General features: G+C 35.8%; 12 protein-coding genes. 8 read left to right on the top strand and 4 right to left on the bottom strand.

What is annotated here, in order from left to right; translation table 11 throughout:
- Nucleotides 1-175 precede the first annotated feature (175 nt).
- The 3 genes from FLAPXU55_RS03505 to FLAPXU55_RS03495 all read left to right on the top strand — a co-directional run bounded on the left by FLAPXU55_RS03505 (nucleotide 176) and on the right by FLAPXU55_RS03495 (nucleotide 7276).
- Nucleotides 176-2632: a glycoside hydrolase family 95 protein gene (locus FLAPXU55_RS03505; RefSeq protein ID WP_180856595.1), complete on the top strand. Its 2457-nt coding sequence runs from the start codon at nucleotides 176-178 to the stop codon at nucleotides 2630-2632.
- Nucleotides 2633-2805: 173 nt separating this feature from the next.
- A complete protein-coding gene (locus FLAPXU55_RS03500; RefSeq protein WP_180856594.1) occupies nucleotides 2806-4374 on the top strand; it encodes an MGH1-like glycoside hydrolase domain-containing protein in 1569 nt (522 codons plus the stop codon).
- Nucleotides 4375-4525: 151 nt separating this feature from the next.
- Complete coding sequence (locus tag FLAPXU55_RS03495; RefSeq protein ID WP_180856593.1) at nucleotides 4526-7276, top strand: glycoside hydrolase family 78 protein; 2751 nt, start codon at nucleotides 4526-4528, stop codon at nucleotides 7274-7276.
- 27 nt (nucleotides 7277-7303) lie between these two features.
- Here FLAPXU55_RS03495 and FLAPXU55_RS03490 read toward each other — a convergent pair whose 3' ends face one another.
- Nucleotides 7304-7801, bottom strand: coding sequence for a hypothetical protein (locus FLAPXU55_RS03490; RefSeq protein ID WP_180856592.1), 498 nt, complete (start codon nucleotides 7799-7801; stop codon nucleotides 7304-7306).
- A 366-nt stretch (nucleotides 7802-8167) separates the two neighbouring features.
- Between FLAPXU55_RS03490 and FLAPXU55_RS03485 the strand changes: the two genes are divergently transcribed.
- The 5 genes from FLAPXU55_RS03485 to FLAPXU55_RS03465 all read left to right on the top strand — a co-directional run bounded on the left by FLAPXU55_RS03485 (nucleotide 8168) and on the right by FLAPXU55_RS03465 (nucleotide 19916).
- Nucleotides 8168-9313, top strand: a complete 1146-nt coding sequence (locus FLAPXU55_RS03485) for a sialidase family protein (RefSeq protein ID WP_180856591.1) — start codon at nucleotides 8168-8170, stop codon at nucleotides 9311-9313.
- A gap of 263 nt (nucleotides 9314-9576) precedes the next feature.
- Nucleotides 9577-10461 (top strand): sugar phosphate isomerase/epimerase family protein, encoded by an 885-nt coding sequence (locus FLAPXU55_RS03480; RefSeq protein ID WP_180856590.1) that lies wholly within the window; start codon nucleotides 9577-9579, stop codon nucleotides 10459-10461.
- Nucleotides 10462-10559: 98 nt separating this feature from the next.
- Entirely contained in the window at nucleotides 10560-13289 is a 2730-nt protein-coding gene (locus FLAPXU55_RS03475) for an alpha-d-galacturonidase (RefSeq protein ID WP_180856589.1), read from the top strand.
- A 432-nt stretch (nucleotides 13290-13721) separates the two neighbouring features.
- Entirely contained in the window at nucleotides 13722-17246 is a 3525-nt protein-coding gene (locus FLAPXU55_RS03470) for a malectin domain-containing carbohydrate-binding protein (RefSeq protein WP_180856588.1), read from the top strand.
- Between the two features lie 252 nt (nucleotides 17247-17498).
- Nucleotides 17499-19916: a sugar-binding domain-containing protein gene (locus FLAPXU55_RS03465; protein ID WP_180856587.1), complete on the top strand. Its 2418-nt coding sequence runs from the start codon at nucleotides 17499-17501 to the stop codon at nucleotides 19914-19916.
- 159 nt (nucleotides 19917-20075) lie between these two features.
- On the opposite strand, the gene FLAPXU55_RS03460 is transcribed toward FLAPXU55_RS03465, so the two are convergent.
- The 3 genes from FLAPXU55_RS03460 to FLAPXU55_RS03450 form a co-directional block, all read right to left on the bottom strand.
- Entirely contained in the window at nucleotides 20076-21074 is a 999-nt protein-coding gene (locus FLAPXU55_RS03460) for an FAD:protein FMN transferase (RefSeq protein ID WP_379703593.1), read from the bottom strand.
- Nucleotides 21075-21078: 4 nt separating this feature from the next.
- On the bottom strand, nucleotides 21079-23262 hold the full coding sequence (locus FLAPXU55_RS03455) for a PepSY domain-containing protein (protein ID WP_180856586.1): 2184 nt from the start codon (nucleotides 23260-23262) through the stop codon (nucleotides 21079-21081).
- Nucleotides 23263-23398: 136 nt separating this feature from the next.
- Nucleotides 23399-23881: a DUF2271 domain-containing protein gene (locus tag FLAPXU55_RS03450; protein ID WP_180856585.1), complete on the bottom strand. Its 483-nt coding sequence runs from the start codon at nucleotides 23879-23881 to the stop codon at nucleotides 23399-23401.
- Between the last annotated feature and the right edge of the window lie 11 nt (nucleotides 23882-23892).

The raw sequence follows: 23892 nt of genomic DNA, 5'->3' as shown, positions 1-23892 counted from the left end.
TTAGATCTGCAAAATCTGCGGGAAAAAATTTACTCTCGCAGATTTTGCAGATTAAGGAGATAAAAAATCCTTTCAATCTGTGTAATCTGTGGCAAAATAAATTAGAGAAATTGAATAAAAATTAAAAAGAAATTAGTGCAAATTAGTGTAATTCGTTGCAAGAAAAAAATATACTATGAAGTTAAAAATTAAAATAACGGCAATCTGTTTTGGGATTTTTTCCTTTACAGCAACAGCTCAAAATGACCTAAAACTTTGGTACGATAAACCAGCTGCAATCTGGAACGAAGCTCTGCCTTTAGGTAACGGACGTTTGGGCGCAATGGTTTTTGGCGATCCGGCAGTAGAACGTTTACAGTTGAATGAAGAAACGATTTGGGCGGGTTCTCCAAACAGCAATTCACATTCCAAATCGATAAAAGCACTTCCGATTGTTCGGCAGTTGATTTTTGATGGAAAATTTGATGAAGCGCAGGATTTAGCGACACAAGATATCATGTCGCAAACGAATGACGGAATGCCGTATCAGACTTTCGGAAGCGTTTATATTTCATTCGTAGGACATCAAAAATATACCGATTATTACCGTGATTTAGATATCAGCAATGCGACGGCGAAAGTAAAATACAAAGTAAATGGTGTTGAATTTACGAGAGAAATTCTAACCGCATTTTCAGATCAGGTTATTGTGGTGAAACTTTCTGCAAGTCAGCCCGGACAGATTACGTGTAACGTTTTCATGAACAGTCCGATTGATAAAACAATCGCTTCCACAGAAGGTAACCAAATTATACTTTCGGGTTTAGGAAGTAATTTTGAAGGTGTAAAAGGAAAAGTAAAGTTTCAGGGAAGATTATCGGCTAAAAATAAAGGCGGAGAAATTGATGCCAGCAACGGAGTTTTAAGCATTAACAAAGCTGATGAAGTGACTTTGTATATTTCGATTGCAACCAATTTTAAAGATTATAAGGATATTTCGGGAGATGAAATTGCGAAAAGCAAAGACTATCTAGCGAAAGCGGAAACAAAAGATTTTGAAACAATAAAAAAAGCACATGTTGATTATTACCAAAAATTCTTCAACAGAGTTTCTTTAAATTTAGGTTCAAATGATTTGGTGAAGAAGCCAACAAACGAAAGAATCCGAGATTTCTCTAAACAGTTTGACCCTCAATTGGCGAGTTTGTATTTCCAGTTTGGACGTTATCTTTTAATTTCAAGTTCACAGCCAGGCGGACAACCAGCCAATTTACAGGGAATCTGGAATGATATGGTGACTCCGCCTTGGGACAGTAAATACACCACAAACATCAATGCCGAAATGAATTATTGGCCTGCACAAGTAACCAATCTGCAGGAAATGCACGAACCTTTTGTACAAATGGCAAAAGAGTTAGCAGTAACAGGCGCAGAAACGGCAAAAACAATGTACAATGCAAATGGCTGGGTTTTACATCATAATACGGATATCTGGCGTGTAACTGCTCCGGTAGATGCTGCTGCTTCAGGAATGTGGCCGACGGGTGGTGCCTGGGTTTGTCAGGATTTATGGGAAAGATATTTATACACGGGAGATAAAAAATACCTAGCAGAAATTTATCCCATTATGAAAGGTGCGGCCGATTTCTTTTTGGATTTCATGGTTATTGACCCCAACACAAAATATTTAGTCGTTGTTCCTTCAAGTTCACCTGAAAATACACACGCAGGCGGAACTGGAAAAGCAACAATTGCATCAGGAACAACAATGGACAATCAGCTGGTTTTTGATTTGTTTACGCATGTTATGGAAGCTTCAGCTTTGGCTGCTCCAGATGCTGCATATGAGAAAAAAGTGAGTGATGCTTTGGCAAAAATGCCTCCGATGAAAGTGGGTAAATACAATCAGTTGCAGGAATGGCAAGACGATTGGGATAACCCGAAAGACAATCACAGACACGTTTCGCATTTGTATGGATTGTATCCGAGTAATCAAATTTCGGCAATTAAAACGCCCGAATTGTTTGAAGCCGCCAAACAATCTTTGATTTACAGAACAGATGAATCTACAGGCTGGTCAATGGGGTGGAAAGTGAATTTGTGGGCGAGATTATTAGACGGAAATCACGCTTATAAATTGATTCAGGATCAATTGCATTTGGTAACAGCAGACCAAAGAAAAGGTGGCGGAACGTATCCGAATATGTTAGATGCGCATCAGCCATTTCAAATTGATGGAAATTTTGGATGCACAGCCGGTTTTGCCGAAATGTTAATGCAGAGTCAGGAAGATGCCATTCATTTATTGCCTGCTTTGCCAACCGTTTGGAAAGATGGAAGCATTAAAGGATTGGTTGCAAGAGGTGGATTTGTAATTGATATGACCTGGAAAAACAATAAAATTTTGGAGTTGAAAATCTATTCGAAAATAGGAGGAAACTGCCGATTGAAAGTAGAGAATACTTTAAAAGGTTCTTCAATCAAAAAAGCAAAAGGGAAAAATTCAAATCCGCTGTTTTATGATGTGGAAGTGAAGAAACCGATTATTTCTAATGAAGCAAAATTGCCTAAAGTACAATTGCCAACGTACAATATTTACGATGTGAATATGAAAGCAGGGCAGATGTATACTTTTACTGGAAGCAATAAATAATTTAAAACCATATAAGTAATATAAGAAAATATAATACTACGCAATATTTGTCATTTCGACGAAGGAGAAATCTCCGCAAGTAACTCCGCAAAGTGAGTTGCCAATCTTTGTCGAATTTCTAACGAAGATTTCTCCTTCGTCGAAATGACAAGATTGAATAAAAAACAAAACTAATGTTGACAAATTTCAAACATAAAATAATAGCACTTTCAATAGTAATCGCTTGTATAAACAGCAGTTGCAAATCGACTGCGGAACATTCTCAAAAAGGAAAGTCGGTTATTTTAAAAGAAAAAAACTTCAAACATTATGTGGATTATTTCAACACGATGGAAGATGAAAACTTGAAGTTTGCGATTCCGAATGATAGTGCTTGGGCTTGGATGGAAAAGAATATTCCGTTGTTTGAATGTCCGCAGCAGAATTTTGAGGAAATCTATTATTTCCGCTGGTGGAGTGCGAGAAAACACATTAAAAAAACACCACAGGGATTTGCAATTACAGAGTTTTTGGTTGATCGTTCGTATGCCGATAAATACAATATGATCAGTTGTGCTTTGGGACATCATATTAACGAATTTAGATGGGTTCATGATCCTAAATATATTGAGCAGGACGTTCATTTGTGGTATAGAGGGAATGATGGTAAACCAATGAAAAAATTGCGAACTTTTAGCAGTTGGACTGCAGATGCTTTGTATAATAGATATTTAGTAAATAAAGACGAAAAGTTTTTATTGGATATGTATCCTGATTTATTTGCAGAATATATAGCTTGGGAAGAAGACAGACAACGAAAAGATGGTTTGTTTTGGCAATTTGATGTAAAAGACGGAATGGAAGAATCGCTTAGCGGAGCTAGAAAACTTAGAAATGCCCGCCCAACAATTAACAGTTATATGTTTGGAAATGCAGTAGCGTTGTCTAAAATAGCGGCTATGAAAGGCGATAAAGCAGGAGAAATAGTGTTCAAAGCTAGAGCTGCTGTTTTACAGCAATTAGTGGAAACCAAATTATGGAATCAGAAAAGCGAGTTTTTTGAAACTCTAACGGAAAAAGATACATTGGCTCAGGTTCGAGAAGCCATCGGATTTATTCCGTGGTATTTTAATCTTCCTGAAAAGGGAAAAGGTTTTGAGAAAGCCTGGGAGCAAATTAAGGACGAAAAAGGATTTTCGGCTCCGTTTGGTTTAACAACGGCAGAAAGAAGAAGTCCGCGTTTTAGAACACACGGAACCGGAACCTGCGAGTGGGACGGTGCGATTTGGCCATTTGCAAGTTCGCAGACGTTAACAGCTTTAGCCAATGTTTTAAATAATTACAACCAGAATTTTGTTGCGAAAACAGATTATTTCAAGCAAATGGATTTGTATGTGCAATCGCAATATTACCGCGGAAAACCCTATTTAGGAGAATATTTAGACGAAACAACGGGTTATTGGTTAATGGGCGACAGAGAACGCAGCCGTTATTATAATCATTCGACTTTCAACGATTTGGTAATTACCGGTTTGGTTGGTTTACGTCCGAGAGTTGATGAAAAAATAGAAGTAAATCCGTTGATTCCTCAAGAAAAATGGGATTGGTTTTGTTTGGATAATGTTTTGTATCATGGCAATATTATCACGATTCTTTGGGATAAAACAGGAGAAAAATATAAAAAAGGAAAAGGTTTCAGGATCTTTAAAAACGGGAAGGAAATTGCGACTTCTGAGAAATTGGAGCGTGTGATTTCTGAGTAAAATTTTTAGCCCACGGGTTTGACGGATTAAACAGGTTTGCGCTAATGTTTTAATCTAGTTGAGACAAAAAAAATCTATGTGCACTAGTTTAAATCAGTAAAATCAGTGGCCAAAAATCACCAGCATATTACATTACGCTTAAAATAATATCATGAAAAAGTTTTTTTTACATCTTACCTTAATCATTTCACTTTGCACATTTTCGGCGAAAGCCCAAAACAAAATCATTGTGAGTGATTTAAAATGCGAAATGCTGGCAAATCCAGAAGGAATTGATATTTTACAGCCAAGATTGAGCTGGAAAATAAAAGCGAACGTAAATGATGTAAAACAAACTCATTATCAAATTTTAGCATCTTCCTCTTTAGAAAAACTAAATGCTGGAAATGCAGATTTATGGGACAGCGGGAAAGTGCAAAACGATGCATCTATAAATGTGATTTATAACGGAAAAAAGCTAAATGATAGACAAGACGTTTATTGGAAAGTAAATGTTTTTACGAATAAAGGTGAAGTAAAATCAACAGAATTGTCGCATTTTAGCATTGGAATTTTAACTTATTCTGAATGGAAATCAACACGCTGGATTGGATATGAAAAAGCTTCTCCTGGAGATAGTATTTCGCAGTATTCAAGATTGTCTGCCAGATATTTAAGAAAAGAAATTGACTTAAAAAAGAAAGTAAAAAGCGCCAAAGTCTATATCATGGGAATGGGCTTATATGAGTTATATATCAACGGAAATAAAATTGGAGATCAGGTTTTAGCTCCCGTTCCTACGGATTATACGAAGAATGTAAAATACAATGTTTTTGATGTGACTTCGCAGTTGCAAGAAGGAAAAAATGCATTAGGAACGATTTTAGGAAACGGACGTTTTTTTACGATGCGTCAGGATTATAAACCCTATAAAATCAAAACTTTTGGGTATCCGAAAATGGCTTTACAGTTGTTTGTAGAATATACTGATGGAAGCAAAGATGTGATTAGAACCGATGATACTTGGAAAATCACGACCGACGGACCAATTTTATCAAACAATGAATATGATGGAGAAGAGTACGATGCCCGTAAAGAAATGAAAGGCTGGAACGCCATTAATTTTGATGATAAAAAATGGCTTTCGGCAGAATATGTTCAGGAACCGGGCGGGTTCTACGAAGGACAGATGTCGGCGAATATGAAAATTAAACGCGAAGTAAAACCTATTTCGATCAAACAGATACCAAAAGGAACTTATATCTTAGATATGGGACAAAATATGGTGGGCTGGCTGCAATTGAAAGTGAAAGGAAATGCGGGCGACAAAATCACCATGAAATTTGCCGAATCTTTGCAACCAGATGGTTCGTTGTATATTGCCAATTTGCGTGATGCAAAAACAACTGATATTTATACTTTAAAAGGCGAAGGCGAAGAAATTTGGGAACCACGTTTTATTTTTCATGGATTCCGATTTGTTGAAATTTCGGGTTTCAAAACCAAACCGACTTTAGAAAATTTCGTTGGAAAAGTCATTTACGATGACATTGCGACAACAGGAACTTTCGATTCTTCTAATCCAATAATGAATCAGATTTTTAAGAATGCCTGGTGGGGAATCAGCGGGAATTATAAAGGAATGCCAATCGATTGTCCGCAGCGAAACGAACGTCAGCCGTGGCTGGGAGACAGAACTACGGGAGCTTACGGAGAAAGTTTTTTATTTGATAATCAGACTTTGTATGCAAAATGGTTAGATGATATTAAAAATTCACAAACGATTGACGGCGGACTTCCGGATGTTGCGCCTGCATTCTGGCGTTATTACGGTGACAATGTAACTTGGCCGGGAACGTATATTACAGTTGCAGATATGCTGTATCAGCAATTTGGAGACAAAAAAGTGGTAGAAAAACAATATCCGTCTATGAAAAAATGGATGGATTATATGGAAGAAAACTATCTGGTTGATGATATCATGACCAAAGATAAATATGGCGATTGGTGCGTTCCGCCAGAATCGTTGGAATTAATTCGTTCAAAAGATCCTTCTCGTTTAACATACGGCGAATTGATTTCGAGTGCTTTTTATTATCAGCTTCTAAATATTATGAAAAAGTTTGCTGTAATCGCCAATGCTCAAAATGATATTAAACATTATGATGAATTGGCTTTGCGAATCAAAAAAGCATTCAATGCCAAATATTTTAATACAGCAAAAAACAATTACGCCAATAATACCGTAACAGCTAATTTACTGCCTTTGACATTCGGAATGGTTCCAGAAGAATTACAGCAAAAAGTTTTTGAGAATTTAGTTCATGAAGTTGAAGTGACTAAAAACGGTCATGTCAGCACAGGAGTTATTGGAACTCAGTTTTTGATGAGAACATTAACCAATTTTGGTCGTGGCGATTTGGCTTTCAAATTAGCATCGAATAAAACATACCCAAGTTGGGGTTATATGGTTGAAAACGGTGCCACAACCATTTGGGAACTTTGGAACGGAAATACTGCTGATCCTGCAATGAATTCGCAAAACCATGTCATGCTTTTAGGCGATTTACTGATTTGGTATTACGAAAATATGGCAGGAATCAAAAGCAATCCTGAAACTCCAGGTTTCAAACAAATTATCATGAAACCAGATTTTAATGCCGGATTGACTTATGTAAATGCATCATACGAATCGATTTACGGAACAATTAAAAGCGATTGGAAAAAAGATAAAAAGGCTTTGGTTTGGAATATTACTATTCCTGCAAATACTTCTGCGGTTGTTTATTTACCAACTCATAATGCTTCATCAGTTACTGTAAACAAACAAAAGTTAGCTCAATTTTCAGGAACTTATAAAATAGAAGATAATAGTACAGTTCTAACTTTACCTTCTGGTACTTACGTTTTGAATATGAAATGAAGATAATGTAACGAATTGATGTTAAAATCAATTCGTTACAGGTGTACAGTCAAAATTTATTCCTCCTCTTTCTGTTCGGGTTAATACTTGTCTATTCATATAAGAAGGTGTACGTTTTATAATTTGTTTATATCCAGTGCTGTCAAAGCTTATAAAATTATCTCCAACAAGTTCTATTTGCCAGTGCCAGCTTTTATACCCATTTTCATAGATTTTTTCTTCGCGCGAGATATGACTTATTTCAAGTTCGGGTAAAAAGCTAGTTCCAGAGGCATACTGAATTTTTAAATCGGTGACCTCTGTAAAAATCAGGGTGCATGGTGCGACCCAAAAGCAATAATGAGACTTGTCTTCCGTTAGAACCCATTTAAAAATATAGTCTATATCTAATAGTAAATCGCTTTTTATGAAGTCATCATAAGCATCAGAATCAATGGCAAATGCATGTATGTAGCAATCATGCCATCCCATTTGCTCAAAATCACTCTCTGTCCAGATATTTTTTTCTAACTCAAATTTTTCCATTTATTATTTGGCTAATTATAAAATGTATAATGTTCGTTTTTAATGCAAATTTAAAATAATCTATTCAAAACCTATAACTTATTGTAAGAAATTACCTTGATTATGTATTTTGGTTATTCAATCAACAACAAAAGCTGGATAAGACCTCTATGCTCATTCAATAGAGAAAAATCAAATAGTTGTGACACTTTCGTCAGGAAATTTTGCGATAAACGTTAAATAATCTGCATTTTTGCTAATTCGGGACAGTACAGGATACATTGTTAATTTTTTCGTGTTATTTTTACACTTATTAAATATTTTTACCTAAAAAAATGTTAGGTATGTATTTATAGTCAGAAAAAATAATTCATAATTTAATTAAGAATGAAGATAACAAAATTAGCATTTGTATTGTTTGGACTTTTCCTTTTAGGAAGTTGTAAATCGGCTTTAGAGAAAAAGACTTGGAAAGAAGGAATTTTAGTAGATCAATTTGTTTACGATAAAGCGCCTTATCCGTCTTGCCACGCCGTTACAATTGTCGAAGCAACAAATGGCGATTTAGTTTCATCCTGGTTTGGAGGAACTGCAGAAAGAAATCCTGATGTCTGCATTTATGTAGCAATCAAACCTAAAGGAAGCGATAAATGGGGCGAAGGCGTAAAAGTAGCCGATGGCGTGATGAAAGAAGGACCGAGATTACCAACATGGAATCCGGTTTTATATCAAATTCCGGGTGGTGATTTAATATTATTCTACAAAATAGGGCCAAAACCATCTGAATGGTGGGGCGTAATCAGAACTTCATCTGATGGCGGAAAAACTTGGTCAGAGGCGCAAAAAATGCCAGACGGTTTCTTAGGGCCAATCAAAAATAAACCGGTTTTATTAAGCAACGGAACTTTATTATGTCCGTCAAGTATCGAAGGCGACGGATGGAGACTTCGTATGGAATCTACTCCGGATTTCGGAAAAACCTGGATCATGGGTGATACACTTGCTAGAGGAAAACAAAAAATCAATGCGATTCAGCCAAGTATTTTATTTCATAAAGATGGAAGTATTCAAGCCATTGGAAGAACTAGAAATAGAGCTATTTTCAGCACATTTTCGAAAGACAACGGAAAAACTTGGTCAGATGTAGAGTTAATCGGACTTCCGAATAACAACTCAGGAACCGATGCTGTAACTTTAAAAGATGGAAGACATTTGTTAGTTTACAATCACGTTCTTCCTCCAGGAAAAGAAGCAAAAGGACCAAGAACACCTTTGAATGTTTCGGTTTCTAAAGACGGAATTCACTGGAATGCGGCTTTGGTTTTAGAAGATTCAAAAATCAGCCAATATTCTTATCCTTCAATGATTCAAAGTTCAGATGGAATGGTGCATATCGTGTACACTTGGAGAAGAGAAAAACTGAAATACGTAAAAGTGGATCCAAGTAAACTGGTTGCACTTCCAATCAAAAACGGAATCTGGCCGGGCGATGAAGGAAAAGTGGTAACAGCAGTAAAAGCTGAAGAAGAATAAAGAAAAGTTCGCCACGAATTTCACTAATTTCCACAATTTTTTTTAAATACTAATTCGTGAAAATTCGTGCAATTCGTGGCAAAAGATATAAAGCCACAGATTAAAAGGATTAAAAATGATTTTTTCAATTTAATCTCCAAAATCTGCTCAATCTGCGAGAGTTAAATTTTTTTCACGCTCCCGATAGCTATCGGGATAGCAGATCGAGCAGATTTTTTTTAATCCATTTAATCTTTATAATCTGTGGCAAAAAAATATAAAGCATGAAATCTAAAAAACATTTATTTATTGCAATGCTTGTTGTTATGTCGACAACATTCAACAGTTGTGCAACGGCTCAGTCTTCGAACAAAAAGCAAAAATACAAAGTTGCAGTTTGCGACTGGATGATCTTAAAAAGACAAAAATTAGGTGCTTTTGGTTTGGCTGCAGAAATAAAAGCGGACGGAATCGAACTGGATATGGGAGGTTTAGGAAACCGACCAACTTTTGACAGTAAATTAGGCGATCCAATTGAAAGACAAAAGTTTTTAGATAAATCAAAAGAAACTGGAGTTGGAATCAGTTCTATTGCGATGTCGGGTTTTTACGCGCAGTCTTTTGCCACAAGAGAAATCACACCTATGATCGCTGATTGTATCAAAGCCATGAAAGATATGAATGTAAAAGTTGCCTATCTTCCATTAGGAACACAAACCGATTTGGTTAAAAATCCAGAATTACGTCCAGAAGTAATTAAAAGACTGCAATGGGCAGGAAAAGAAGTAGGTAAAATTGGCGGCGTTATCGCAATTGAAACTTCTTTGAGTGCTACAGAAGAGAAAAAACTTTTAGACGAAGTGGGTTCAAAATACATTAAAAGCTCTTTCAATTTTGCGAATGCTTTAGATAATAAAAGAGATATTTCATCAGAATTGAAAATCTTAGGAAAGAAACATTTGGCGCAGATTCACGCTTCAAATACGGATCAATTTTGGTTAGAAAATGACAAAGCAATCGATATGCCAAAAATCAAACAAACTTTGGACGAAATGAAATGGAGTGGATGGTTGATTGTAGAGCGTTCTCGAGACGTAACACAAGTGAATAATGTAAAAGCGAATTACGGTGCAAATGTGGCCTATTTAAAGAAGATTTTCCAAAACTAAAATCAAAAAATATCTGCTAAATCTGCGGGAAAAAAATACTCTTGCAGATTTAGCAGATCAAGCAGATTAATTCATTTTGCAGAATAAATCATATTACCATGAAATATTTACAATTACTTTTTTTATGTTTTTGCGTCTCTTTTGCGACAGCACAAAATGTCACTATTGTTAGTGATGCAACTTCGCCGAGAGCAAAATTCGGAGCAGCCAAATTATCAGAAACCCTTTCAGCAAAAGGATTCAGTGTAACTTCTTCTGATAAATTCAAAAAATCAAAAGATAAAATAATTGTAATTGGAGAAAAAGGAACTGATTTCTGGAAACAAAATGCTAAAAGCGCTAAAATTGACGACAGTAAATTAGGTAAAAAAGAAGGCTTTCAAATTCGCACTCAAAAAAATATCATTTACATTGAAGGAGCAGACGCAAGTGGAACATTATACGGTGCATTAGAATTAGCAGATAAAATTAAAGCTTCAGGTCAGCTTCCTTCAGAAATTAATGTTGAAGACAGTCCGGAAATGGTTTTAAGAGGCGCTTGTATCGGAATGCAGAAACCAGTTTATCTTCCGGGTCGTGATGTTTACGAATATCCATATACACCAGAAACTTTTCCGTGGTTTTACGATAAAGCTTTATGGATTAAGTATTTGGATATGCTGGTAGAAAACCGCATGAACTCGCTGTATTTATGGAACGGACACCCTTTTGCTTCTTTAGTGAAATTAAAAGAATATCCATTTGCGGTTGAAGTAAGTGACGAAGATTTCAAAAAGAACGAAGAAATCTATAAATTCTTAACCGTTGAAGCCAACAAAAGAGGAATCTGGGTAATTCAGATGTTTTATAATATTATTGTTTCTAAGCCTTTTGCAGAGCATTACAACATTAAAACACAAGATCGTTCTCGTCCAATTACACCATTATTGTCTGATTATACAAGAAAATCAATTGCTGCTTTTATCGAAAAATATCCAAATGTTGGTTTAATGGTGTGCTTGGGAGAAGCCATCAATACCGTTGATGATGACGTAGAATGGTTTACCAAAACTATTATTCCTGGTGTGCGTGATGGTTTACAAGCATTAGGAAAAACAGAAGAACCACCAATTATTTTGCGTTCTCACGATACAGACGGACCTTTGGTAATGGAAAAATCACTTCCGTTATATAAAAACCTTTATACAGAAAGTAAATACACAGGAGAATCTTTAACGACTTATACACCGGGCGGACCTTGGGGAGAAACACATAAGCAGTTAAGTGCTTTAAAATCAATTCATATTGAAAACGTACATATTCTAGCAAACTTAGAACCTTTTAGATACGGTTCACCAGATTTTATTCAGAAAACTGTAAAAGCGATGCACAGCGTTCACGGAGCAAATGCACTGCATTTATATCCGCAGGCATCGTATTGGGATTGGCCGTATTCGGCAGATAAAACCAAAACAGGAGAACGTTTATTAGAAATGGATCGTGATTGGATTTGGTACAAAGCTTGGGCAAGATATGCTTGGGACAGTAAAAGAGATCGTAATGAGGAGGTTAAATATTGGGATAAAGATTTAGCAGCGAAATTTGGAACTTCTCAAGAAGCAGCAAATAATATTTTAAAAGCTTACGAAGAAACAGGAGAAATTGCTCCAAAAACATTAAGACGTTTCGGAATTACGGAAGGAAACCGTCAGACTTTATTGTTGGGAATGTTTGAAAGTCAGTTGGTAAATCCGTCAAAGTGGAGAGTGTATCCAGGATTCCACGAATCTTGTGGGCCAGCGGGCGAATTGCTTTTAGAATATGCTAAAAAAGAATGGAACAAAGAACCGCATTCTGGCGAACTTCCAACACAGATAATTGCTGAAATAACAGAACACGGAAGATTGGCTGTTGAAGCCATTGATAAAGCCGAAGCCAGCGTAACCAAAGACAAAGAAGAATTTGCACGTCTTAAAAATGATATGCATGCGTATAAGGCTTTCGCCGATTTCTTCTCAGAAAAAGTAAAAGCAGCTTTATTGGTTTTAAGATACAGTTATTCCAACGATATTACCGATTTAGACAAAGCGATGCCTCATTTAGAGAAAAGCATCGAGCATTACGAATTATTGGTAAACTTGACAAAAGATACATACTATTATGCCAACAGCATGCAGACCGCTCAACGCCGAATTCCAATTGGAGGAGACGACGGAAACAACAAAACTTGGGCTGAATTATTGCCACATTATGAGCGCGAGTTGGCTAATTTCAAAAGAAATCTAGAGAAGTTAAAAGCCTCAAAAGACGGTAAAATTGAAACCAAAGAAGGAAAACCTTGGAAACCAGCCGAAGTAACTTTCATCGACGAAAAACTGGGAACTTACTTAGTTAAAAAAGGAACAAAGGTTTACGGAACTGATATTTCTGAGTTAACTAAAATTGCTCCTGAGCTTCAAAATTTAAAAGGTTTTACTTTCGTAGAAAACGATCAAAACGAAAAAGGAACACATTTGAAGTTTAGAAACACAAAAGCGGTTAAATTAGTGGTTGGTTATTTCAATTCAGATCAAAAGAGATTTTTATTACCGCCAAGTTTAGAAACCGATGCAGCAGGAAATGCGCACGGTCAGGCCGAAGTGATTCTGGCAAGTGCGATGAATTTGAAAGATTTACCACGTGTAAACATTCATACATACACTTTCCAGCCGGGCGAGAATAAATTAGATTTAGGAAAAGGAAAAGTATTGATTTTAGGTTTTATCGACGCAGATCAAACCATAACGCCACGCGATGTTGGATATATCGATGCAGGAGAAAAAGCAGCGATTGACTGGTTGTTTTATTAAAATAATTTACTGCGTCAGTTTGCTATCGCTCGTGTGGGCGTGCCCCTCCGGGTCGGGCTTTCGGCTATATTCCCGATTAACAAAAACTACGGCTAAAAAGCCTTGTTTTTCTAAATCGGGAGATATCGCCTCAATCCCTCACGCGACTAAACGTAAAGTTAAACCTGACGAGTTTTTAAAACCCGTCAGGTTTGCTCAAAGTATAAACACAATCTTGTCATCCCGAGGGACGAGGGATCTCCACAAGAAACTCTACAAAGATTGGCGACATTTCTATGCGGAGCTACTTGCGAAGATTTCTCCTCCGTCGAAATGACAAACTTTGTGAATTAAATATAAAAGTTAAACCTACAAGGTTTTTAAAACCTTGCAGGATACAAACGATTAAAACTTAAATTACCTTATATCACTTATATGGTTTAATAAAAATATATGAACAGAATAGTTTTTTTATTTTTTTGTTTTTTTTCAAGTACATGCTTTGTTTGGAGTCAAAGCACAAAAAGTTCAGCGAAAGTCCGAAAGGAAGTTTCGCTGAACTCCTCTTGGGAAACCATTCTTTTGGATAATCCGCAAGACGAGAAATCTTTTGTGGAGAATCCAAAGTCAGATAAATGGTTAAATGTAAACGTTCCTCACAACTGGGATCAGTATTATGGTTACAGGAGAACAAAACACGGAAATTTACACGGAACAGCCTGGTATAAAAAGACTTTAATACTTGATAAAAAAGACGTTTCAAAACAACTTTTTCTCTATTTCGAAGGTGTAAGTTCGTATGCAACTGTTTGGGTAAATGGCAAAAAAGCAGGCGAACACAAAGGCGGACGAACGACTTTTACATTAAACATTACAAAATCTGTTTCTTTCAATAAAGAAAATATCATTTTAGTAAAAGCAGCGCATCCCTCTTTTATTGCAGATTTGCCTTGGGTTTGCGGTGGCTGTTCCGGAGAATGGGGATTTTCAGAAGGTTCTCAGCCAATGGGGATTTTCAGACCAGTATCTTTGGTTATCACAAATGATATTCGAATTGAACCTTTTGGTGTTCATATTTGGAACGATAAATCAGTTTCAAAACAAAAAGCCATTCTTCATGCAACAACAGAAATCAAGAATTACGGTACTTCAAACAGAAATGTAACGATTGAAAATATTCTTTTTGATGCATCAGGAAAGAAAGTTGCTATTACAAAAATCGACAACAAAATCAATTCGGGAGAAACCAAAGAAATAGCACAGACACTTCCTGAGATTCAAAATCCAAAATTATGGTCGCCGTCAAATCCGTATTTGTATAAACTGGTGACTTCTGTTTATGAAAACGGAAAAATAATCGATCAGTTAACAACTCCTTACGGAATTCGCTGGGTGAGCTGGCCTGTTAGTCGTGATGGAAAAGACAATCGTTTTTTTATTAATGACGAACCTGTTTTTATAAATGGCGTCTGCGAGTACGAACATTTAATTGGAAAAAGTCATTCGTTTTCAGACGAAATGATTCATTCCAGAATTGAGCAGATCAAAGCAGGCGGATTCAATGCTTTTAGAGAAGCACATCAACCTCATAATTTATTGTACCAAAAAGAATTAGACGAAAACGGAATCTTGTTTTGGAGTCAGTTTTCGGCACATATTTGGTACGATACGCCTGAGTTTAAAGAAAACTTTAAAACCCTTTTACGCGAATGGATTAAAGAACGCAGAAACAGCCCATCAGTTGTCATGTGGGGATTGCAGAATGAAAGTACAATTCCAAAAGAATTTGCAGAAGAATGCACGAAGATTATCCGCGAAATGGATCCGTTATCAGCTTCACAACGTATTGTAACGACTTGTAATGGAGGAGAAGGAACAGATTGGAATGTTGTTCAAAACTGGTCTGGAACATATGGCGGAGATCCGTTAAAATACCATTTGGAAATGACCACTCAGCTTTTAAACGGAGAATACGGCGCATGGCGTTCAGCCGATTTACATACCGAAGGTGAGTTTGACCAAAAAGGAACTTTAAGCGAAAACCGTTTTTCTCAATTAATGGAAATTAAAGTCCGTGAAGCAGAATCAGTAAAAGATAAAATTGCGGGACAATTCAACTGGCTTTTTGCTTCACATGAAAATCCGGGAAGAGTGCAGAATGGAGAGGGATTTAGAGATATCGATAAAGTCGGTCCAGTAAATTACAAAGGACTTTTTACGATCTGGGGAGAACCTTTGGATGCGTTTTATATGTACCGTGCGAATTATGTTTCGAACAAAACCAATCCGATGGTTTATATCGTTTCGCACACTTGGCCAAGCCGTTGGGAAACAGCGGGAATCAAAAACGGAATCGATATTTATTCCAATTGCGACGAAGTAGAATTGTTCAATGATGTCAATAAATCTTCTTTAGGAAAACTAAAAAATCCAGGAATCGGACAACATTTTCAATTCAATAATGTCAATATTCAATACAATGTTTTGTATGCCGTTGGATATGTAAACGGAAAAGCAGTTTCAAAAGATTATATTGTTTTAAATAATCTATCAAAAGCACCAAATTTTGATGCTTTAACAACGGATAAATCAGATATTACAAAAGCAAAAAGCGGTTACAATTATATTTACAGAGTAAATTGCGGAGGTTCAGAATTAACGGATTCTGCTGGAAATACATGGTTTACCGATACACATAAAAACGGTCAAAATACTTGGGGTTCTTTATCATGGACCGATAGTTTTGGAAAACTTCCAGACTTTTTTGCCAGTCAAAGAAAAACTTTCGATCCAATAAACGGAACAAAAGATTCGGAATTATTTCAAAGTTTTAGATACGGTGTTGATAAATTGCGTTATGAATTTCCTGCATCAGATGGAGAATATTTAATCGAATTATATTTCACAGAACCGTGGTACGGAACTGGCGGAGGTTTAGACTGCAAAGGCTGGCGTTTGTTTGATGTTGCCATTAACGAAAATGTTGTTTTAAAGGATTTTGATATTTGGGCAGAAGCCGGACATGATAATGCTTTGAAGAAAACATTCAAAGTAAAAAGTACAAACGGAAAAATTGTGATTTCGTTTCCAAATGTAAAAGCCTCGCAGGCGATTATTTCGGCAATCGCCATTGCGACAAAAGATATTCATGCACGGCCAAGTGAGGAATCTTCAAAAAACATTCAGAATCTGGTTTTAGATTCTTATGATAAAACGAACAGAGTAGCTTCATGGCTGGATATTAATTCAAAACAATACTCAGATTCTGATGTTGTTTTTACTGAATTGCCTTCGGAAGTTTTTGGAGCAGATTATTTGCAGTTTTCATCACATTCTAAAAATAAAGGTTCGTTTACTGCTAAAGAAGATTCAGAATTATATCTTTTTATAGATAATAAAAAATTGAATTTAGAGCGATTTTCAGATTATAAAAAATTAGAAGAAAAAGCTAGAAATAGTAGTCAAAATGAATTTGTAGTTTTTACTAAAAAAGTAAAGAAAGGCGAGAAAGTTCTTTTTGATAATTCTGAAATAATATCTTCGATTGCCATTGTTCCAACGTATGATATGGGCGAAAAAGACGATTCAAGACCAGTTGTAATTATCGAAGCAGAAAAGACAAAAACAACAGGAACGGGAATCGAAAAAGCAAATTTCAAAAAAGCTGATTATATTGAGTTTACAAAAAAGACAAGCAACAGCATCGAGTTTGAAGTGAAACCTGGAGTTGCTGGAATTTATTTAATGCGTTTCCGTTTTATGAACAGAAATGAAGCACCGTTAAAAGTCAAATTCAAAATGGAAGATGCGTACGGGATTTTAATGCGAAATGATACAATTGAGTTCTTTCCTTCGTCTGAAAAATGGAAGGTTTTAAATACGACTTCTGGTGGTTATATTAATGCCGGTAGGTATAAAATAACCTTGGAAGGTGATGATTTGAAGGGATTAATGTTGGATAATTTTGAGTTTCAATAAATGGCGGTTTGCCACAAAGGCACAAAGGCGCAAAGGTTTTTTTAACGAATTTTGATTGTAGAGACGCACAGCAGTGCGTCTACGTTCCAAATGTCCATAATGTGCGTCTACGCTCCAATTGTCCTACTGTGTGTTAGACGCACTGCTGTGCGTCTCTACAGATAAACGTTGCGGAGTTTCGAGCGTGGGCTTCGACTTCGCTCAGCCTGACAAAACGGTATCAAAAATAAGATTAGAATAAAAAACATATTTATGATTAAACATAAAAACATATTTCAAAAAGTTACAATTGCGTTGTTGTTTTCAATATCAATTTTTGCACAAAAACAAGCAAGAATTGTAGAAGACTTCAATAAAAACTGGAACTTCAAATTAGGAGATTATCCTGAAGCAGTCAATGCTAATTATAATGTGTCAGATTGGAGAATACTTCAACTGCCGCACGATTGGAGCATTGAAGGTACTTTTGACAAAGACAGCAAAACCAAACAAGCGCAAGGCTTTTTACCTGCGGGAAAAGGATGGTATCGTAAAGTTTTTACTATTCCAGCGAGTTGGAAAAGCAAAACGATTTCGATTGAATTTGACGGTGTTTTTAAGAATAGCGAAGTTTTCATTAATGGAAAATCATTAGGAATTCGTCCGAATGGTTATATCTCTTTTAGTTATGATTTGTCTCCGTATTTAAATTATGGACAAGCCAATACTATTGCTGTCAAAGTTGATAACGATGCTCAGCCAAACTCAAGATGGTATACAGGTTCTGGAATTTACAGAAATGTGAGATTGGTGACAAGTGAAAAATTGCATGTCGGAAAGTGGGGGACTTTTGTGACTACGCCTGAAGTTTCAACAAAGCAATCAAAAGTGCATTTAGAAGTTACAATTGATAATGATAATGATACTGCCAGAGAATTTACATTGGTCACTTCTATTTTAGATGCAAAGAATAAAGAAGTAGCTAATAAGATTTCTACAGAGAAAATTGAAGCTAAAACATTTGAAACGAAGGTACATAATCTAGATGTTCTAGAGACACAATTATGGAATACTGAAAATCCATATTTGTATAAAGTAATTACAAAAATCTACGAGAAATCTGTACTAGTCGATAATTATGAAACGGCGCTCGGATTTAGATTTTTTAATTTCGATTCAGAGAAAGGATTTTCTTTAAATGGAAAACCAACAAAAATATTGGGAGTTTGCCTGCATCATGATAATGGTGCTTTGGGTTCGGTAGAAAATATTCATGCGGTTAGAAGAAAACTGACTTTGATGAAAGAAATGGGAGCAAACGCAATCAGAATGTCACATAATCCGCATTCGTTGGAAATGATGCAATTGTGCGATGAAATGGGTTTTATTGTTCAGGACGAAGCTTTTGATGTTTGGAAAAAGAAAAAAGTGACTAACGATTATCATAAAGATTGGGATGCCTGGCACAAACAAGATTTAGTAGATTTTATTAAAAGAGACCGCAATCATCCATCGGTTATGATGTGGAGTATTGGTAATGAAATTAGAGAGCAGTTTGACTCAACAGGAATTGCAATTACCAGAGAATTAGCGAAAATCGTGAAATCTTTAGATGCAACACGTCCTGTAACTTCGGCTTTGACCGAAAATATAATTGAGAAGAATTTTATTTATCAATCCGGAGCTTTAGATCTTTTAGGATTTAATTACAAACACGAAGATTATAAAGATTTTCCGGAACGTTTTAAAGGACAGAAAATATTAGCTTCTGAAAGTGTTTCGGCTTTAGAAACCCGTGGACATTATGATTTCCCAGACGGAATTAAAGCCTGGCCAACAAAACACGGTGCTGCGTTTGACGGAAATGCAGACTGGACGGTTTCGGCTTACGATCAGGTGAAATCGTATTGGGGAGCAACGCATGAAGAAAACTGGAAAACGATTAAAAAACAGGATTTCATGGCGGGAACTTTTATCTGGACGGGATTTGATTATATCGGAGAACCTGATCCATATCCGTATCCGGCTAGAAGTTCTTATTTCGGAATTGTTGATTTAGCCGGACTTCCTAAAGATGTGTATTATATGTACCAAAGTGAATGGTCTAACAAAACTGTCCTGCATATTTTCCCGCATTGGAACTGGAAAAAAGATCAGGAAGTGGACGTTTGGGCGTATTACAATAATGCAGATGAAGTGGAATTATTCTTAAACGGAAAATCTCTCGGCATAAAATCAAAACAAAATGATGATCTCCATATTTCTTGGAAAGTAAAATTTGAACCGGGAATGTTAAAAGCAATTTCAAGAAAGAACGGAAAAGTTGTTTTAGAAAAGGAAATCCACACAGCCGGAGAAGCTTCAAAAATAGATTTAAAAGCAGATAAAACTATTATCAAAAATGACACTTATGATTTGGTTTATGTAACCGTTTCTACAGTTGATATAGATGGAAACTTATTACCAAATGCAACAGATTTAATTAATTTTGAAGTTACCGGCGGAGGAAAATTAGTTGGAGTTGATAATGGTTATCAGGCTAATTTGGATTCTTTTAAAGCGAATTCTTGTAAGTTATTCAGTGGAAAATGTATTGCGATTATTCAGTCGAATGGAAAGAAAGAAAATATTCAGTTGAAGGCTTCAACAGGAAATTTACAAGCAACAATAATTGAAGTTAAAGTAAAGTAAATTCATCTCTCGCAAAGTAGCAGAGCCGCAAAGTTTTTTTGAACCATATAAGTTACATAAGTTAATTTAAGTTTTTTCTTAATTGGATTTATATAACTATATGGCTTATTTTTTTAGATTAAAACTTTGCGGCTTCGCGTCTTTGCGAGATTAAAACATTTACAGCTTATACACAAAATTCTTTGACTTGATCACTTTCCCATTATCAGCAATCATCACGCAGCTGTATTCAGGGAATTTTTGAAGTAGGAGCAAACCTTCCTTTTGGCCTAAAACCATTAAAGAAGTGCTTAATCCGTTTGCGGTTTCGGCATTGGGACCAAAGACTGTCACACTGCATAAACCAGTTGCAGGATATCCTGTTGCGGGATTTATAATATGTGAATATCGTTTTCCGTTAAAAACAACGAATTTTTCATAACTGCCGGATGTTGTTACAGCACCTTGATTTAGTGGAACAACGGCCAAAACTTTTTCAGGTTTAAACGGATTTGTAATTCCTATTTTCCAAGGCTGTCCGTTAGGTTGTTTTCCCCAAGTACTCATATCTCCAGAACCGTTTATGATTCCGGCTTGAATACCTTTTGCAATCATCATGGCGCGGCATTTATCAGTTGCGTAGCCTTCGCCAAGAGCGCCAAAACCAATTTTCATTCCTTTTAACTTTAAGAATATTGTCGATTCAACGCTGTCGAGAATAATATTTTTATAGCCCACTTTTTCCACCGACTTTTTTATGGCTTCCGCCGAAGGCATTTCGGTCATTGATCCGTCAAATTTCCAGATTCTGTCCATGGCGGCAAAACTAACGTCGAAACCGCCATTTGTTATTTGAGATAATTTTATGGCTCTTTGTGTGAGTTCAAAAACTTCACGATCTACTTTTATGGGTTTTATTCCGGCATTTTGATTGACTTGAGAAACTTGTGAATCTGGTTTCCAATCGGAGATTAAATTTTCAATTCGGGTAATTTCGGCAATTACTTCGTTGATGTTTTGTTCGGCAGTTAAAGAATCTTTGGCAACAATACTAATATCAAAACGTCCACCCATAAGTAAAGGCGTTCTTTTTTGTAATATTTGCGAATGCGCTGATAAACAACAGCTAATTGCAAAAACACATAAAACTTTATTTAGGAAAGATATCTTTGTCATCATTTTATTAATAGCAATCGGTTAATAATTGCCCATTTTCTTTATATTCTATTAGACTTTTAGTTCCGTTTGCAAGGCACAATTCATCCAGAATTGTTTCAACATCTTTTTGCATCGCAAGAGATCCGCAAATCATAATAACGCCGCCTTGTTTCAATAAATCAATAAAAAAAGCAGTATCTCTTTTTATCAAATCCATTACATAAATATGTTCTGCTTCGCGTGATAAAGCAACGTGGAAATTTTCCAAATGCTCTTTTTGAATCATTATTCCGGCAAACTTTTTATAAGCCTGAAGCGTTGGCGTTTCCATTCTAAATCCGCTGTACAAGTGTATTTCTTTCTTAGCACTATTTTGTTCGATCATTCCTAAGAAAGGAGCGATGCCGGTTCCGTTAGAAATAAAAGCCACTTTTGGAGCTTTATTAGGAAAATGAAAAGCTTTATTATTGATAATTCGGGCTTTGATTGTATCTCCAATTTCTAAATTATTTAAAAATCCAGAACCTAATCCGTTTGGATGCAGTTTTACGACCAATTGTACGTTTCCGGAATGATTTCCGATAGAATAAAGACGTTCTCTTGAATCATTTGCAGGGTAAATAGCCAGTAAATCACCCGAAGTAAATTTAGTTCGGCTATTGGCGCGTAAAGTCAATATAAAAGTATGTTCGGTATCAGAAATTGGTGTTTTATCTAAAACCATTAATTTCTGCAAACCTTTAGGAACATGATTGTATAAAGATGGAGTAGTGGCAAGCGGAATTTCGGCTTTGGAACTCCATAATTTTATCCATTCTACAAATTCTATTGCCGATTTATCGTTAACAGTCTGTAAATCTAATAAGCGTTCTGCCCAGCTTTGAGTTTCCAAAAACTGATCAATTTCAATTGCAAATTGGCAGAAATCCGGATATGATTTGGAACCGAAACCAACGACAGAGAATTTAATTTTCTGTTCCTGATTTTGTTTCTGTAAAAGCGCTTTAAATTTTGTTCCGTTCGAAGGCGCATCTCCCAAACCGTGTGTTGATGAAAAAACAATAATATGTTCTGCTTTCGGGTAAACCGAAAAACTATTTAATTCCGCAATAAAAGCTTTTTTTCCGTGCCCGATTAATTGTTTCAAAATGGCATTGGCAAATCGAAAAGAACTTCCGTTTTCAGAACCAACCAAAAGAATGTATTTACTTTCATTGGCCTTGAATTTATTTTTAATTCGGCTTGATCTTCTTTTTAAAGTAATGGCAAAACCAGAATAAATAAAGAAAAGGATATTAATACAGGCAATTGCTAAAATAACCGCCCAGATTCCGTTAATTCTTCCCGTATGAAGGTCAAGGCTTAAAGCGGCAAACTGAATTGTCTTTGGTGAAAGCTTTTCAGAAATCAAAGTTCCATCAACCTGATTGACTTCAATTTCACGATGTTTAAGTTCAATAATATAATATTCTTCAGGATCATCGGTAAAAGGAAATTCGATTTTTTTTACGTCAGACAGCAATATAGTTTTAAATACTGAAGTTTTTTTGGCTTCCGCCGAAAGCTCTGTTTTTACTGGTTTCGGTTTTTCTTCGCCCATAAAAAAGTTGAATCTTTCGAGCGATAAATACGTTCCGGTAAGTGCAATAATAAAAATCGGAATTAAAGCCAGACGTCCAAAAAGAACGTGATAATATTGCGCAAAATATTCTTTTATGATTTTCGAAAAGAAATTGCGGATTCCTCTTTGTCTTTTTAAAACCAATACAAAACCTGAAATCGAAATCAATAACAAACAAAAAGAGATTACGCCCACAAAAAAACGTCCGGTTTCATGAAGAAACAGCGAACGGTGAAAACCGGTAACCCATTGAATAAATTCGCTCTTTTTTTCAGGCTTTCCTAATGTTTTTCCAGTTTTGGGATCGATGTAAGCATTAATGTCATTTCCGTCTGCATCAATTGCGTGCAGCGTTACAAACTGATTATGATCGACACTCAATTCTGTAATTTCTGAATACTCTTTTTTCAATATTGGCAATGTTTCTCCCAACGTTATTTTATCAAAATTGGCAGCTTTATACGGAAGTGTTTTTTCCTGTACGGCATCGACAGCCAGAATAATTCCGGTAACAGATGCTAAAAGCAGAAATATCGAAGAAAATAAGGCTAAAGCCAAATGTGCGTAACGCCAGAAAGAAAGAGTCATTTAGTGTATTCTAGATATGTAATAAAATATTTAAAGCTTTGCCAAAATTAAAAACTTTGACAAAGCCTGAATTCAAGTTTAAGCAGAAAAAATAAAATTCATGCTTATTATGAGGTTAAGAAATAATTACTAAAAATTATATTTTGTTTAGTAGTACATATTTGATGTAACCTTTTCCGTCTGTTTTATCAGCTAAACCTTCTGTTGAAAGCGGAATTTCAAGATCACTTACGTAATATTTCTGGTCTTCAACGGCAGTTTCAAAACGTAATTTGTAACCTTTATTGATTTTTGAATCTTCAATTTCTATTGTTGTCACGCTGCGATCACCGCCAGTTACAGATGCGCCTGTTTTTGCACTGATATCTTCTCCTTTTTGAGCGTGAAATTTATTCCATTCTTTTAAAGATTTGTACCATTTTTTATCGTCGCCCATTACATAAAGCGTTTTTTCATATCCGCCTGTTGGGTTAATAAGCGAAACTACGATATAGGCACCTTCTCCCATATAATTTGTCATTTGAAGCATGCATTTGTATTTACTTGATTGTGCATTTGCTTGTAAAGCAACAAGAAAGATAAGAGCGCTTGTAAGTACAATTTTGAATATTGATTTCATTTTTTAATTGG

It is taken from the genome of Flavobacterium panici, from assembly GCF_903819335.1.
Classification (GTDB): Bacteria; Bacteroidota; Bacteroidia; order Flavobacteriales; family Flavobacteriaceae; genus Flavobacterium; species Flavobacterium panici.
This window is presented reverse-complemented; position numbering and strand designations above follow the sequence as displayed.

What these genes read in the sequence shown, in the direction of transcription:
- FLAPXU55_RS03505 (WP_180856595.1), top strand. Translation starts at nt 176, where the DNA reads ATGAAGTTAAAAATTAAAATAACGGCAATCTGTTTTGGGATTTTTTCC.
- FLAPXU55_RS03500 (WP_180856594.1), top strand. Translation starts at nt 2,806, where the DNA reads ATGTTGACAAATTTCAAACATAAAATAATAGCACTTTCAATAGTAATC.
- FLAPXU55_RS03495 (WP_180856593.1), top strand. Translation starts at nt 4,526, where the DNA reads ATGAAAAAGTTTTTTTTACATCTTACCTTAATCATTTCACTTTGCACA.
- FLAPXU55_RS03490 (WP_180856592.1), bottom strand. Translation starts at nt 7,801, where the DNA reads ATGGAAAAATTTGAGTTAGAAAAAAATATCTGGACAGAGAGTGATTTT.
- FLAPXU55_RS03485 (WP_180856591.1), top strand. Translation starts at nt 8,168, where the DNA reads ATGAAGATAACAAAATTAGCATTTGTATTGTTTGGACTTTTCCTTTTA.
- FLAPXU55_RS03480 (WP_180856590.1), top strand. Translation starts at nt 9,577, where the DNA reads ATGAAATCTAAAAAACATTTATTTATTGCAATGCTTGTTGTTATGTCG.
- FLAPXU55_RS03475 (WP_180856589.1), top strand. Translation starts at nt 10,560, where the DNA reads ATGAAATATTTACAATTACTTTTTTTATGTTTTTGCGTCTCTTTTGCG.
- FLAPXU55_RS03470 (WP_180856588.1), top strand. Translation starts at nt 13,722, where the DNA reads ATGAACAGAATAGTTTTTTTATTTTTTTGTTTTTTTTCAAGTACATGC.
- FLAPXU55_RS03465 (WP_180856587.1), top strand. Translation starts at nt 17,499, where the DNA reads ATGATTAAACATAAAAACATATTTCAAAAAGTTACAATTGCGTTGTTG.
- FLAPXU55_RS03460 (WP_379703593.1), bottom strand. Translation starts at nt 21,074, where the DNA reads ATGATGACAAAGATATCTTTCCTAAATAAAGTTTTATGTGTTTTTGCA.
- FLAPXU55_RS03455 (WP_180856586.1), bottom strand. Translation starts at nt 23,262, where the DNA reads ATGACTCTTTCTTTCTGGCGTTACGCACATTTGGCTTTAGCCTTATTT.
- FLAPXU55_RS03450 (WP_180856585.1), bottom strand. Translation starts at nt 23,881, where the DNA reads ATGAAATCAATATTCAAAATTGTACTTACAAGCGCTCTTATCTTTCTT.